We start from the raw sequence: 14,187 nt of genomic DNA on the forward strand, positions 1-14,187 counted from the left end.
GAGAACAGTGAATTATTTTTCTAGCTGTCTATTCGCTTTTTCTCGAAATAAGAAAAACTGTTCTAAAAACATAGCAAAAACACTTCCAACAATAAGCCCGTTATTTAAAACAGCGATGACTGCTGCTGGCAATCCTTTTGTAGCAGAAGGAGACAAGAACATCACACCCACGCCAACCATCATCGATATTCCGATAACAAGATAAGCATTTTCCTCTCCAGCTGTGATTTTTTTTAGTTCCTTTAAAGCCATAACTACCATATTAGAAAAAATCACAAATGTTACAGCGTAGCCAACCGGTGCCGGCAATGCGCTCATAATATTCATAACCGGTGGGAATAAGGTAATTCCAATGACAAGCAAACAACCTATCAAAAACGGTTTAATTGATTTCTGCCCTGTTTGTGTAACGAATCCAGCTGCTCCTGAAATTGGAACGGGGCCAATCGCTGAAAAACCGCCACCTAATAACTGATTAACACCTGATATCAAGCCACCGCGTTTATATTTTTTAGGATCGCTCGGTTTATTCCCAGCTACAATTCCCTCCATTAAACGTACTGATGCAACCAAATTTGTAATTAACAACAAAGTAATAAAAATAGCAGTTGTAATCACACCGGAATCAAAAGTTGGCATTCCAAATACAAAAAGCTTCGGTAAACTGAACCAAGAATGCGCCTCTCCAACGTTTGGTGCTTTTCCAGCTATTAAAAACAACCCCCAACCAAGAATTAAGCTGAAAATCACCGAATACTGACGAAGCCACATCACTTTCGACCGGCCAAAAGCATAAGCTGCGATAACAACAATCATACTTAGCAACGCCATCCAAGGGTCCATTAGCGGATGGTCTGCTGAAATTCCAAACATCCCTTTTATAAAGGAACCGCTCAGTTGTAGTACGAGTAACATCAGATAGACAAATGTCACAGTTGGTGTAAATAATTTGGCCAAAACCCCAATAAACCCAGTGACAGCCAAAATAACGAAGAATACACCGCTTACGAGCAATCCACCTGATAAAGCTTGCAATGCATCAATATTTGACGTGTATAAAACCCCAATAAATCCAGCATAAATCGTGAACACACTCCACCATAACCCCGCAGGTCCTTCATGAATCGGCAAACGATGCCCAAGCAAACCTTGCAACAAACCCGCAGCCCCCAAAACAAAGATTGTCCGTTGCATAAAACCTGCTGTCTCTACTGGACTTAATTGATACAAATCGGCAATTGCAATCGGTGCAACAATACCGGCCGCTATCATGAAAATCATCCATTGCAAGCTTGCAATTCCCATTTTCATATACAAAACCACTCCTTTTTGTGTTATTTTCTAATTATTCAAACCAAAATAAAAGCTACCCAATTCTTTATTTTACGCCAGTTTATCAAAAAAGTCCATGAAATAAAAAAGCAATTACGGTATTCTGTGTTCCGTTTTTGTGCTATAATGGCGAAAGATACATAGTTCGAAATAAAGGAGTTTCTCAACTAATGGAAATGATTATTTTAATTTGTCTCATCGCCTATATTCTTGGCTCGATTCCATCAGGCTTATGGATCGGAAAAATTTTCTATAAAAAAGATATACGTAATTTTGGAAGCGGTAATTTAGGGGCAACGAATTCTTTTCGCGTTCTCGGTGTCAAGCCCGGCATCATTGTGACATTGATGGATATTTTAAAAGGAACTGTCGCTACACTACTACCATTCTTTTTCCAACTAGATATCAATCATCATTTTTGGTTATTAACTGGGGTTTTCGCAATTATCGGTCACAGCTTTCCTCTTTTCGCAAAATTCAAAGGTGGAAAAGCCGTCGCAACATCAGCAGGAGTCGTGCTAGCCTACGCACCTTGGCTGTTTTTAGTGGCGCTGGTTATTTTTGTCCTATCTCTAAAAATCAGCAAGTACGTCTCTCTTAGCTCGATGATAGCTGCTGGAAGTGCTCTAATTATCTCACTCTTCTTCCAAGACTGGATTTTAGTTGGTATTATAGCTGCCATCGCCATTTTCATCATTTACCGCCATATACCGAATATAAAACGCATCAAAAAAGGCGAAGAACCGAAAATAAGCTGGATGTAATATAAAAAGTAGAAGTTAGTGCGCCCAACTTCTACTTTTTATATTACCCAATTGTAATCGTGTATTCACTTGAGAAATTAGCACCAATATCCAATGCTTCTATTCCTCGCTTATCTTTTAATTCCACAGACTCACCTGCCGCATCCGCAATACCAAACCATGGCTCGATACATAAGAACGGTGTACCGGGTTTAGGCGTCCAAATGCCAACATATTTAAAATCTGGAAACGTAACCTTCACAAAATGGCGATTTTTCCGTGAACGAATTGTCACTTCATTTTTCGTCAATCCTTCAAAAATCAAAGCATCATTTCCAAACAACTCGTAATTCAGCGCTACTTTTTTTCCGTTCGCAATTTTCTTCTTCTCTCCTGATAAATACGGACCAGTAAGCGTCAAGGTCTCCAGTTGCTCCTCTGCACCAAATTCCAGATAATAATCCTCAAACACCTCACCTGGTACAAATGGCACATTAAAAGCCGGATGCGCACCAATTGAGAAATACATTGTCTTATCATCCAAATTTTCTACATGATAGCCAACATTAATTGTGCCGCCTTCAATGCGATAAGAAATCTCTAAAGCAAATCGGAATGGATAAATCGCAAGTGAATTCGCATCCGCCTCAAGACGTAATGTAATCGACTGCTCGCCTTGTTTCGTAACATCAAATAAACGGTCACGCGCAAATCCATGTTGCCCTAAATGAAACGGCTTGCCATCAACTAAATACGTATCCTCCACTAACCGACCTACTGTTGGGAAAAGCACAGGGGAATGTCTCGCCCAGAAAGCACCATCTGCATGCCATAAAAATTCTTTTTGCGAGTTCTTATCGAGTATTCGTGTTAACTCCGCGCCGTCTTCTTTTAGCTCTACTAATATTGCATCATTTTCTAATCTTAACATCATTCATCACCATTCAAATGAAACCGCTCTATTTGGTCCCATTTGCCCTCTTTTTTTAATGCTGCTCTTTGTATATCTCCAAATAAATCATAATGAGGATAAGCTCCGTGGCGCCTATCAATCCACTCCGGGTTAAGCCCGTATGCCGCCCCCCATGCCTCAAGTTTTGCTAAATCTGCACAAGCAACCTTTGTCACTGTTTTTGAATCAGGAAAACGCTCATCTAACCAATAATGTGTCAAAAAGGCTATTTCGCCACTATCCGCTCTTTTTTTCCACGCTTCAAGCTCCGCACGTTTTACTCCAAAAGCCATTATCCTCACCTACCATTACGATTTCATTGCTTTTAAATAAGCCTCATGCCATGAAGGAAAAGCTCGTCTTGTACTCACTGGCTTAAAATCAGATTTCCGTACAGCAATATGTTCTGTTTCACCTGAAATATGTATTTCCTCGCCGCCTTCTTGCCTAATTTCATAGCCATACACGATTCGAAAACCATCATAAGAGTTAATCCACGTCTTCACTACCGCTTTTTGCCCATATTTCATTGCCTGTTTATAAGAAATGTGCACGTCCAGAACAGGTGAGATGTAACCTTCTTGCTCCATGTCAAAATAGCGCAGTCCAATGCTTTCCAGAAAATCTGTACGACCAATCTCCATCCAAACCAAATAATTCGCATGGTAGACGATACCCATCTGATCCGTTTCTGCATATCTGACAACAATTGTCGACTCATGATACTTCATACAATTCCCTCCTCACTTCACACTACTCATTCTACCACGACAAAAAAACTTCCACAATGATAATAATCGCAGAAGTTTCTCAAATATATTATTTTAATCAATGATTTTTTAATTTTTCCAATTCTACTAGGAATTTATCATTTAAGACACGAATAAATGTACCTTTCATACCTAGGGAACGAGAATCGATAACGCCTGCACTTTCTAATTTACGAAGCGCATTAACGATAACAGAACGGGTAATTCCTACGCGGTCAGCAATTTTAGATGCAACCAGAAGTCCCTCTTTACCATTTAATTCATCAAAAATATGCTCAATCGCTTCTAATTCACTATAAGAAAGTGAGCTAATTGCCATTTGAACAACCGCACGACTACGGGCTTCTTCTTCAATTTCTTCTGCTTTTTCGTGTAAAATTTCCATACCAACAACTGTTCCTCCGTACTCAGCAAGCAACAAGTCGTCATCTGTGAAATCATTCTCCAAACGAGAAAGAATCAATGTGCCAAGGCGTTCTCCACCACCAACAATAGGAACAATAGTCGTTAAACCTTTTACGAAAAGATCACTGTTCTCAATTGGAAAAGCAGTGTATTGACTAGAAACTTCTAAGTTAGAAGAAGTTTCGTTCACATTGAAAAGGCTGTTCGTGTATTCTTCTGGGAATTGGCGCTCTACTAGCATTTGCTTCATACGTGCATTTTCGATTGGTAAAACTTCCGAATAACCAAGAAGCTTCCCTTTACGGCTCACGACATACGTATTAGCTTCAATTACCTCGGCTAATGTATCCGCCATTTCTTTGAAGTTAACCGTTTTACCTGCTGCATTTTGTAGCATTGCATTAATTTTTCGTGTTTTTGCTAATAAGTTCATTATTAGTCCTCCTAAAATTTTTATAAAATAAATTGCGTTAAATCTTTATCCATCATAATAGTAGCTAATTTGTCGTTCACATAACTTTCCGTTACCGTGACAGTTTCTAGTGTAATCTCTGGCGCTTCAAAAAGCAAGTCCTCTAGTAGTTTTTCTAGAATAGTATGCAGTCTTCTAGCACCGATATTATCTGTTTCCTGATTGACATGAAAGGCAATTTCAGCCAACCTCTCCACAGCTTCTTTTGTAAAAATAAGTTCAATATCTTCTGTTTTCAGCAATGCTTTATATTGCTTAATTAGCGCATTATCTGGCTCTGTTAAAATTTTTACGAAATCTTCTTGGGATAATTTGTCTAATTCAATCCTGATTGGGAAGCGCCCCTGTAATTCCGGTATTAAATCAGATGGCTTCGACATGTGGAATGCTCCTGCAGCAATAAAGAGGATATACTCCGTGTTCACCGTACCATATTTTGTCGTAATTTGTGAGCCCTCTACAATTGGCAAAATATCTCGCTGTACACCTTCACGTGATACTTGCGCATTGCCACCACCTTGACCACCGCTTGCGATCTTATCTATTTCATCAATAAAAATAATACCCATTTGCTCTGCACGTAAAATGCCTTCTGAGGACACTTCCTCTTGATCGATTAGTTTGGATGCTTCATCCTCAAAAAGAATTTTGCGCGCTTCTTTTACAGTCACTTTGCGTTTTTTCATTTTTGATGGGAATAGACCTGAAAAAGCGTCCTGCATACCACTCATTTGATCCATTCCAGTACCTCGGAACATATCAGCCATAGGATTTTGTTGCTCCTTCACCTCAACAGTTACATAATCATTATCAAGGTCGCCGCTTTTTAGCTTCCATTCGATTTGACTACGTTTGGAGCGTACAGTTTCGTCCTCAGGTTCCACCTCTTCTTCTTGCTGCTGATTCCCACCACCAAAAAGCATCTCTAAAGGGTTTTGTGAGGACTGTTTTTGTTTTTTCTTAGACGGCGCAAGCAACTTTACCAATCGTTTCTCCGCATTTTCTTCCGCTTTCACACGAACAAGTTGCATCTTTTCCTCTTTCACGAGTCGAACGGAAACCTCCACGAGATCACGAACCATCGACTCTACATCACGTCCAACATATCCAACCTCTGTAAATTTCGTTGCTTCGACTTTGGAAAATGGTGCACGAACGATTTTAGCAATACGACGCGCAATTTCTGTTTTTCCGACACCAGTTGGACCAATCATCAGAATATTTTTAGGAATGACTTCATCTCGTATCTCATCTGACATCAGCGAACGGCGATAACGATTTCTAAGCGCAACAGCGACCGATTTTTTCGCACCTGTTTGCCCAATAATATATTGATCTAGCTTTTCTACAATCTGGCGTGGCGTTAAATTAATAGTTGACAAATCTAGCCCTCCTTACACTTGTTCTACAATAATATTATCATTCGTAAAGACACAAATTTCAGATGCAATATCTAGCGCATTTTTCGCAATTTCCTTCGCTTCCAGTCGCTCACCATCGAAGCGCTTCATAGCTCGCCCAGCAGCCAATGCATAATTTCCACCTGAACCGATAGCAAGAATTCCGTCGTCAGGTTCAATAACTTCACCAGTTCCCGAAACTAATAACAGCTTCTCATCGTTCATGACAATTAACATCGCTTCTAATTTGCGCAAAACATTATCACTACGCCACTGCTTCGCTAGTTCAACCGCAGCTCGTTCTAAGTTGCCATTATATTCATTTAGTTTCCCTTCAAACTTTTCAAAAAGCGTAAAAGCATCTGCAACAGAACCAGCAAAACCAGCCACCACTCTATCATGAAAAAGGCGTCTTACCTTCTTAGCCGTATGCTTCATCACGACAGAATTTCCTAATGTTACTTGTCCGTCCCCAGCCATAGCAGATTTGCCATTGTGACGAATTGCAAAAATCGTTGTCAATTTCGATACGCCTCCATTTCTTAAAAAATTAAGCTCTTGGATGATGCTTCATATATGTTTCCTTTAAATGCTCCTTTGTTATATGTGTATAAATCTGCGTTGAGGAGAGACTAGCGTGTCCTAATAGTTCTTGCACTGTTCGCATATCAGCACCGTTGTTCAACAAGTCCGTCGCAAATGTATGACGTAACATATGGGGATGAATCTTTCTTGTAAGAGAAGCTTTTTCAATCACTTTGCTCAAACAATAACGAATACCCCTCGCTGTCAACGGATCGCCGTAATGATTAATTAGTAGCGCCGGGTGCTCTTTCGCATGATGTTGCATTAATATATCGCGTCCACCTTTTGTATAATCATTCACAGCGTCTAACGCAAACGCCCCAAACGGAACATATCGCTCCTTATTCCCTTTTCCTCGTATCAAAATAGTTTGATAGGTTTGATCGATGTCAGGCAATAAAATCCCAGCACACTCACTCACCCGAATTCCTGTAGCGTATAATAATTCAAGCAAAGCACGATCTCGCAAAGTCAACGGATTATTATTCGCGTAAACGACATCAAATAGCGCCTCCATTTCTTTAGAATAAAAAAACTTTGGCAATCGCAACTGCTTCTTCGCGTGCGAAACAAATGCAAACGGGTTATCGGTCATCGCTTTCTCTCTTACTAAAAAAGTGTAGAAACTGCGCAAGCTTGAAATTTTTCGAGCTACTGTTGAACGGGCAAATTCCTGCTTGCGTAAGTATGTGAGATATAATCTGACCTCCGTGTATGTCACATCTGTAAAATGATTAATGGCTTCTTCTATCATAAATGAACGAAAGTCGCGAATATCATGAAGATAATTAATATTAGTATGTTCTGAATAATTGCGCTCAGTACTTAAATAATTGCTAAAATCCTGCTCCCAATTTCGCCCAGTCACCACATTTATACACCTCTCAAACAAGTCCATCGTATCACACATGGTATGATGTTGCAATAATTTTATACATTTTTCGCAACCTTTCGAATTGAACCGAGAAAGTGTAAATTAAAGGATAAAACTTGTTCTAATGCGATTTAGAAAAATAATACTTTTTTTATTTGTTTAGATTCTATCAGAAATATTTTCCTTTTATGTTTTAAAGCAAGACAATACGGCTCTGTTTCAACAAAGCCGCACCTCTTCATTTTTTATAGTTTTGGAATTACTTCCTTCACAGCTTCGATTGCTCGATTCGCATGTTTCTCATTTCGTTCTTGTTTATTTCGAATTCTTGTTGGCAAGTCTGGGAATAGTCCAAAGTTTACATTCATCGGTTGGAACGTTTTTGTATTCGTGTTCGTAATATAATACGCCATACTCCCAATCGCCGTTTCAGGGGGAAACACTACTAACTCTTCGCCTAAAACAAGTCGCGCTGCATTAATTCCTGCAGCCAAACCGCTAGCGGCTGACTCAACGTAACCCTCTACACCTGTCATTTGCCCAGCAAAAAATAGTTCTGGACGAGCTTTTAATTGGTAGGTTGGTAACAAAACTTTCGGTGAGTTAATGAAAGTATTACGATGCATCACACCATAGCGAACGATTTCTGCATTTTCTAAACCTGGGATCATTTGGAATACACGTTTTTGATCGCCCCATTTCAGATGTGTTTGGAAACCTACCATGTTGTATAGCGTTCCTGCCGCATCATCTTGACGCAACTGTAATACGGCATATGGGCGCTTACCAGTCTTTGGATCTTCTAATCCAACCGGTTTCATAGGACCGAATAACATTGTTTTAATACCACGCTTTGCCATGACTTCAATTGGCATACAACCTTCAAAGAAAATTTCTTTTTCGAACTCTTTTAATTCGGCCGTTTCCGCAGTTACCAATGCTTCGTGGAATGCATTGAACTCCTCTTCTGTCATTGGACAGTTTAAATAAGCCGCCTCTCCTTTGTCGTATCTAGATTTCAAGTACACTTTATCCATGTCAATACTATCTTGCTCAATAATTGGAGCAGCAGCATCATAAAAATATAAATACTCTTCGCCTGTAAGCTCTTTAATTTTACCAGCCAACGCTTCACTTGTAAGTGGCCCAGTTGCAATAATTGTTGGGCCATCAGGTATCTCTGTGATTTCTTCATAGTACACTGTTACATTCGGATGCTCTTTCACTTTTTCTGTTACGTAACTTGCGAATTCATGGCGGTCAACAGCAAGAGCTCCACCAGCTGGCACAGAAGCTTGATCTGCTGCTTCGATAATAATCGAATCGAGTAATCGCATCTCCTCTTTAATGACACCTACTGCATTCGTCATCGTGTTCGCCCGTAGTGAATTACTACAAACTAGCTCTGCAAATTTATCCGTATGATGTGCTGGTGTTTGCTTTACAGGGCGCATTTCGTATAAATCCACTTTAATGCCACGTTTTGCAAGTTGCCAAGCCGCTTCACTTCCCGCTAAACCAGCGCCAATTACATTTACTTTTTTATCCATTTCCATTCTCCAATCCAGAACAATAGCAACAAACGATTAATCGCGCGTTGCTATTGTGTCTAGCTATTTTATAACTCATTCTATTGTTGTGGTTGTTCTTTGTAATCACAGTTCGTACATTGAATCTGGACGCCTTTTTTAAGTTTCTTCTCAACAAGTGCTTTTTCATTACACTTCGGACATGGCCGTGCAATTGGTTTATCCCAAGAAACGTAATCGCATGCAGGGTACCGATCGCAACCATAGAATATTCGTTTCTTTTTACTCTTACGTTCAATTACCTGACCCTCGTTACATTTTGGACAAGTCACACCAATTTCTTTAACAATAGGCTTTGTATTGCGGCAATCTGGGAAACGACTACAAGCCAAAAATTTGCCATACTTACCCATTTTGAAAACCATTGGCGCCCCGCACAGGTCACAGTCAATTCCTGCTGGCTCATCCTTAATTTCAATTTTCTCCATCTCTTTATCCGCACGTTCCACGTTCTTCTCAAAACCTTGATAAAACTGGTCGATAACTTTTACCCATTGTATTGCTCCATGCTCGACTTCATCCAATTCTGCCTCCATATTAGCCGTAAACTGGACATCTAGTATTTCAGGGAAGTAATCTCGAATCAATTCATGCACAATCTCACCTAACTCTGTTGGGACGAAGCGTTTATTATCCAAGGATACGTAATTACGACGTTGAATTGTATCAAGTGTAGGCGAATAAGTTGATGGTCTTCCTATCCCTACCTCTTCCAACGTTTTTACCAACCTTGCCTCTGTAAAGCGTGGCGGCGGCTGCGTGAAATGTTGGCGTTGCTCGAGCGATTGGGATTCTACTTTATCACCCTTTTTCAGGTCGGGCAAGATATTTTCTTTCTCCTCTTTATTGTCATCATTACTTTCCACATATACTTTCATAAACCCAGCAAATTTTATTTTCGAACCATTCGCTCGAAACATCACACTATTATTATCTAGATCAACGCGCATCGTATCCAAAACTGCTGGAGCCATTTGACTTGCTATAAAACGTTCCCAAATCAAACGATATAAGCGTAATTGATCACGGCTTAGATATTCTTTCACATCTTGTGGTGTACGCATAGCACTTGTTGGCCGGATAGCTTCATGCGCATCTTGGGACGTTTTGGCTTTCTTATCATTCCTCTTTTGGGTTCGTCCAAATTCTTTACCGTAAGTTTCTGTAATAAATGTAGATGCCTCTTGAATAGCCGTATCTGAAATACGTGTAGAGTCTGTACGCATATACGTAATCAAACCGACCGTTCCTTGGCGTCCTAGAGCAATCCCTTCATAAAGCTGTTGTGCTAGCATCATTGTTTTACGTGTTCGGAAGTTAAGTTTGCGTGCAGCTTCCTGTTGTAACGAAGATGTTGTGAATGGTGCTGCCGGATTTCGTAGCCGTTCTTTCTTTACTACATCTATAACTTCGAACTGTTTGCCTTTAATTGTAGACATGACTTCTTTCACATCATCCACTGTAGATAGTTTCTTTTTCTTCCCATTTATACCATAAAAATTAGCTTGGAACTCTTTTTTGCCTTTTTTGAAATTGCCATCAATCGTCCAATATTCTTCTGGTACAAAGGCTTTAATTTCATTCTCACGATCGATAACAAGTTTAAGCGCAACGGATTGAACACGACCAGCACTCAAACCTTTTTTCACTTTCTTCCATAGAATAGGGCTAATATTGTATCCTACTAGTCGATCTAAAATACGACGCGCTTGTTGTGCATCTACTAAATCCATATCAATCTTACGCGGATGTTTAAATGATTCTTTCACTGCCTCTTTCGTGATTTCATTGAAAACAACACGTAAATCGTCTGTTTGGTCTAAACCAAGACTTGTCGCAAGGTGCCAAGCGATTGCTTCACCCTCGCGATCCGGATCGGCTGCAAGATAGACTTTTTTCGCTTTTTTTGCAGCTTGCTTTAATTCTTTTAAAATAGGTCCCTTGCCACGAATCGTGATGTAGCGCGGCTCAAAATTATTTTCTGTATCTACTCCCATTTGGCTCTTTGGTAAATCCCGAAGATGTCCCATGGAGGCTTTTACTTTATATTTCTTGCCAAGATACTTTTCAATTGTCTTCGCTTTTGCGGGTGATTCTACTATTACTAAATAATCAGCCATTGTTCATTCCTCCCTAATTTGGGATACGCATTTAAGACGGCGGAGCGCGCCAGAATATTTTTCTGACAATCAGCTTCCGATTTTAAATAGTCTCCAACTCTAATTACATATCGAAACTTGTAATCAGTAGTAAATGTTATCCTTAGTTGTGCTATTTGTCAATTCATTTTATTCCAATTACTTTTTTTGCACATGTGGAATAACGATGATTCTCTAGCCAACTTATATCAAATACACGAGAAATGCAAGTCTAATCACTTAAAATGTAGAATTTTATCCTAATTAGCACAATTCTTCCGTTATATCAGAAGCTTCCATTACTAATTTTGCTCCTTCTTGAATCAATTTATTCGTCCCAGCAGAACTAAGCTGAAAAACACTTCCAGGAACTGCAAAGACTTCTCGATTTTGATTCAAGGCAGCATCTGCTGTAATAAGAGAGCCACTTCTTTTTTCTGCTTGTACAATTAATGTTCCCAAAGATAAACCGCTAATAATTCGATTTCGTTCTGGGAAATGCCATTTGCGTGCCGTAACATGCGGGGCATACTCGCTTAGTACAAGGCCATTCCTTATTATTTTTTCAAATAGCAGCTTATTTTCAAGAGGATAGAATTGGAAAAAGCCACTACCAATTACCGCAATTGTGTTCCCTCCAACGCGCAGAGCTTCATGGTGTGATTCAGCATCAATTCCCACTGCTAATCCACTAACAATTGTCAACGATTCTTGACACAGTGGCGCAACAAGTTGATTAATTATTTGCTTCCCATAATCCGTCATCTTTCGTGTCCCTACAATGGCTAGCTTTTCTGACGCTAGCAAAGACGTGTCACCTTTAGCGAATAAAAGTAGTGGTGGATCATATATTTCTTGTAATAATTCAGGGTAGCACAAGTCTTCAATAGAGATTAGCAGAATTTTATAATGCTCTAGCTCTAGCAATACATCTGCTAAACGGAATTCAAAAAATTCCTGTTTAAACCGCTCGCTTTGTTGCGCAGACAACGCTAAATATTCTGCTATTTCCTCTGCTTCCATTCTTTTCAATTGTTCTTTAGGAAGCTCTCGCCACAACTTGCCTAATTGTTTAACAGATACCGCTGAACAATATTTCATCTGCAATAACCAATTTTTCATACTCTGTTCTCTCCTTTACGTTTCTCCTATCTTATTCCTCCTTTACGTTTTTGTAAATTGTGTTAACAATGGAAAAAAAGCAGTTTCAAACAGCAAAATCATCTCTCCTTATTTGAAAAGATAATTCTAGCTATTCCACTGCTTTTTCAACTACTCTTTATGGGCTAAAAAAATATTTTTCACTGGCGCAAAAGTTAAACGATGGATAGGACAAACTCCTTGTTTTGAAAGCCCTTCTAGGTGCACTTTCGTCCCGTACCCCATATTATTTGCAAAACCGTAACCAGGAAATTTTGAATCAAACGCTACCATCATTCTATCGCGTGTGACTTTTGCAATGATTGAAGCTGCAGCAATCGATACACTTTTACTATCTCCTTTTATTAAGGAAAGCTCGTGTTTACAATGATTTAAAGGCATCGCATCTATCAGACAAAAATCAGGTGTCAGTTCTAGCGAATCAATCGCATCAACCATCGCTAACTTTGTCGCTTCGTAAATATTCACCTCATCGATAATCTCATGAGACTTAACACCTATTCCAACAGCTAACGCCTTAGCCAAAATGTCATCAAATAATTGATCGCGTTTCGCCTCGTTCAACTGTTTGGAATCATTGACCCCAATAACATCAAAATCAGCTGGTAAAATGACTGCAGCAGCAACCACTGGTCCAGCAAGCGGGCCACGACCAACTTCATCAATCCCAGCTATTGCGTTAAACCCTTTGGCTCTCGCTTCTTTTTCATAGTACTTCATGTCCTCAAGTTGCGTAAGTAGTGCCTCTTTTTTCATCTTTTCCCGCCTAAACGAAGCAACTAGTTTCGCCACACCTTTTCGCTCATCCAAAAGGCAGGACTGGAAAAATGGGTCAGACTCGGACGCAACCGATTTCAATCGTTCTTTAATTATCGCTATTTTCTCGGCCATTCTCATCGTCCTCCGCTAACAAATCACTTGGAAAATCAAAGGAAACACGTCCCATTTTCTCTTGCCGCATCTCTCTGACTAATAGCTCAGCTGCCCGTGAATAATCTGGATCACGATATCGATCAAAAATACCTCGACGCTCAGCAATCATTGCAAGTACCTCTGTTGTTTCCTCTGGTAAAACCTCGATTTGTAGCCAATTGTGTAGCTTCTCTGGATAATTTTCTTCTAAAAAACGCAAACCAAATCCAGCAACTTCCTCCATATGTAACAAATCATCTTTAATCGCACCTGTCAAAGCTAGTTTATAACCCACACGTTGATCTTCAAATTTTGGCCATAAAATCCCAGGTGTGTCGAGTAATTCCAGCGTTTTTCCGACTTTAATCCATTGCTGTGCTTTCGTTACACCGGGTTTATTTCCTGTTTTTGCGATATTTTTCTTTACTAGGCGATTAATCAACGTCGATTTCCCTACATTTGGAATACCTAAAATCATCGCTCGAATCGCTCTTGGTTTCATACCACGGCTGCGCTGACGTTCAAATTTTTCCGCCATCAAAGCCTCAGCAGCTCGCTCGATTTTATGCATTCCTTTTCCTTCTTGCGCATTCACGGCAACTGCTGGCAACCCGCGCTCAGCAAAATGATCAATCCATTCCTGTGTCACTTTCTCATCAGCCGTATCCGCTTTATTCAATATGATTACGCGCTTCTTCTGGTGAATAATCTCTTCTAGCATCGGATTAGACGAAGAATAAGGAATTCTCGCATCCACCAGCTCAAAAATCACATCCACTAATTTCAATTTCTCTGTTACTTCACGACGGGCCTTTGCCATGTGACCCGGAAACCATTGTATTGTCATAATAAAC

The 14,187-nt window shown here is 39.8% G+C and carries 14 protein-coding genes; 1 reads left to right on the forward strand and 13 read right to left on the reverse strand.

The genetic code is table 11. The features are described 5' to 3' along the window. Positions 1 to 12: 12 nt before the first annotated feature. Positions 13 to 1,311 (reverse strand): purine/pyrimidine permease, encoded by a 1,299-nt coding sequence (locus R8925_RS10195; RefSeq protein ID WP_430535763.1) that lies wholly within the window; start codon positions 1,309 to 1,311, stop codon positions 13 to 15. A 191-nt stretch (positions 1,312 to 1,502) separates the two neighbouring features. Here R8925_RS10195 and plsY point away from each other — a divergent pair, with 191 nt between their 5' ends. Continuing rightward, positions 1,503 to 2,096: a glycerol-3-phosphate 1-O-acyltransferase PlsY gene (plsY, locus tag R8925_RS10200; protein WP_430535764.1), complete on the forward strand. Its 594-nt coding sequence runs from the start codon at positions 1,503 to 1,505 to the stop codon at positions 2,094 to 2,096. Between the two features lie 43 nt (positions 2,097 to 2,139). Here plsY and R8925_RS10205 read toward each other — a convergent pair whose 3' ends face one another. From R8925_RS10205 to ylqF, 12 genes are all read right to left on the reverse strand, one after another. Next, positions 2,140 to 3,006, reverse strand: coding sequence for an aldose 1-epimerase family protein (locus R8925_RS10205; RefSeq protein WP_430535792.1), 867 nt, complete (start codon positions 3,004 to 3,006; stop codon positions 2,140 to 2,142). Next, positions 3,006 to 3,320 (reverse strand): hypothetical protein, encoded by a 315-nt coding sequence (locus tag R8925_RS10210; RefSeq protein WP_430535765.1) that lies wholly within the window; start codon positions 3,318 to 3,320, stop codon positions 3,006 to 3,008. The genes R8925_RS10205 and R8925_RS10210 overlap by 1 nt, the downstream gene beginning before the upstream one ends. 15 nt (positions 3,321 to 3,335) lie before the next feature. Next, positions 3,336 to 3,758 (reverse strand): acyl-CoA thioesterase, encoded by a 423-nt coding sequence (locus tag R8925_RS10215; RefSeq protein ID WP_430535766.1) that lies wholly within the window; start codon positions 3,756 to 3,758, stop codon positions 3,336 to 3,338. Positions 3,759 to 3,855: 97 nt separating this feature from the next. Next, positions 3,856 to 4,635: a GTP-sensing pleiotropic transcriptional regulator CodY gene (codY, locus tag R8925_RS10220; RefSeq protein WP_036069509.1), complete on the reverse strand. Its 780-nt coding sequence runs from the start codon at positions 4,633 to 4,635 to the stop codon at positions 3,856 to 3,858. 20 nt (positions 4,636 to 4,655) lie between these two features. Continuing rightward, positions 4,656 to 6,056, reverse strand: a complete 1,401-nt coding sequence (gene hslU / locus R8925_RS10225) for an ATP-dependent protease ATPase subunit HslU (RefSeq protein ID WP_430535767.1) — start codon at positions 6,054 to 6,056, stop codon at positions 4,656 to 4,658. 12 nt (positions 6,057 to 6,068) lie between these two features. Beyond that, the gene (gene hslV / locus R8925_RS10230; protein WP_036069505.1) at positions 6,069 to 6,596 is read right to left on the reverse strand and encodes an HslVU peptidase proteolytic subunit; all 528 of its coding nucleotides are present in this window, start codon (positions 6,594 to 6,596) and stop codon (positions 6,069 to 6,071) included. Positions 6,597 to 6,624: 28 nt separating this feature from the next. Then, positions 6,625 to 7,530, reverse strand: a complete 906-nt coding sequence (xerC, locus tag R8925_RS10235; protein WP_430539434.1) for a tyrosine recombinase XerC — start codon at positions 7,528 to 7,530, stop codon at positions 6,625 to 6,627. Between the two features lie 248 nt (positions 7,531 to 7,778). Further along, complete coding sequence (gene trmFO / locus R8925_RS10240) at positions 7,779 to 9,083, reverse strand: FADH(2)-oxidizing methylenetetrahydrofolate--tRNA-(uracil(54)-C(5))-methyltransferase TrmFO (protein WP_430535769.1); 1,305 nt, start codon at positions 9,081 to 9,083, stop codon at positions 7,779 to 7,781. A gap of 80 nt (positions 9,084 to 9,163) precedes the next feature. Beyond that, positions 9,164 to 11,242 (reverse strand): type I DNA topoisomerase, encoded by a 2,079-nt coding sequence (gene topA / locus R8925_RS10245; protein WP_430535770.1) that lies wholly within the window; start codon positions 11,240 to 11,242, stop codon positions 9,164 to 9,166. 282 nt (positions 11,243 to 11,524) lie between these two features. Next, complete coding sequence (gene dprA / locus R8925_RS10250; RefSeq protein WP_430535771.1) at positions 11,525 to 12,382, reverse strand: DNA-processing protein DprA; 858 nt, start codon at positions 12,380 to 12,382, stop codon at positions 11,525 to 11,527. Between the two features lie 150 nt (positions 12,383 to 12,532). After that, the gene (gene rnhB / locus R8925_RS10255) at positions 12,533 to 13,312 is read right to left on the reverse strand and encodes a ribonuclease HII (RefSeq protein ID WP_430535772.1); all 780 of its coding nucleotides are present in this window, start codon (positions 13,310 to 13,312) and stop codon (positions 12,533 to 12,535) included. Beyond that, a complete protein-coding gene (gene ylqF / locus R8925_RS10260) occupies positions 13,287 to 14,180 on the reverse strand; it encodes a ribosome biogenesis GTPase YlqF (RefSeq protein WP_430535773.1) in 894 nt (297 codons plus the stop codon). Before ylqF ends, rnhB begins: the two co-directional genes overlap by 26 nt. Positions 14,181 to 14,187 lie beyond the last annotated feature (7 nt).

Source organism: Listeria rocourtiae subsp. hofi, from assembly GCF_963575615.1.
Classification (GTDB): domain Bacteria; phylum Bacillota; class Bacilli; order Lactobacillales; family Listeriaceae; genus Listeria_A; species Listeria_A hofi.

Bases quoted from the DNA above. Each gene is read 5' to 3' on its own strand.
- dprA (WP_430535771.1), bottom strand. From the start codon at position 12,382: ATGAAAAATTGGTTATTGCAGATGAAATATTGTTCAGCGGTATCTGTT.
- ylqF (WP_430535773.1), bottom strand. From the start codon at position 14,180: ATGACAATACAATGGTTTCCGGGTCACATGGCAAAGGCCCGTCGTGAA.
- plsY (WP_430535764.1), top strand. From the start codon at position 1,503: ATGGAAATGATTATTTTAATTTGTCTCATCGCCTATATTCTTGGCTCG.
- R8925_RS10215 (WP_430535766.1), bottom strand. From the start codon at position 3,758: ATGAAGTATCATGAGTCGACAATTGTTGTCAGATATGCAGAAACGGAT.
- R8925_RS10210 (WP_430535765.1), bottom strand. From the start codon at position 3,320: ATGGCTTTTGGAGTAAAACGTGCGGAGCTTGAAGCGTGGAAAAAAAGA.
- topA (WP_430535770.1), bottom strand. From the start codon at position 11,242: ATGGCTGATTATTTAGTAATAGTAGAATCACCCGCAAAAGCGAAGACA.
- trmFO (WP_430535769.1), bottom strand. From the start codon at position 9,083: ATGGATAAAAAAGTAAATGTAATTGGCGCTGGTTTAGCGGGAAGTGAA.
- rnhB (WP_430535772.1), bottom strand. From the start codon at position 13,312: ATGGCCGAGAAAATAGCGATAATTAAAGAACGATTGAAATCGGTTGCG.
- R8925_RS10205 (WP_430535792.1), bottom strand. From the start codon at position 3,006: ATGTTAAGATTAGAAAATGATGCAATATTAGTAGAGCTAAAAGAAGAC.
- R8925_RS10195 (WP_430535763.1), bottom strand. From the start codon at position 1,311: ATGAAAATGGGAATTGCAAGCTTGCAATGGATGATTTTCATGATAGCG.
- codY (WP_036069509.1), bottom strand. From the start codon at position 4,635: ATGAACTTATTAGCAAAAACACGAAAAATTAATGCAATGCTACAAAAT.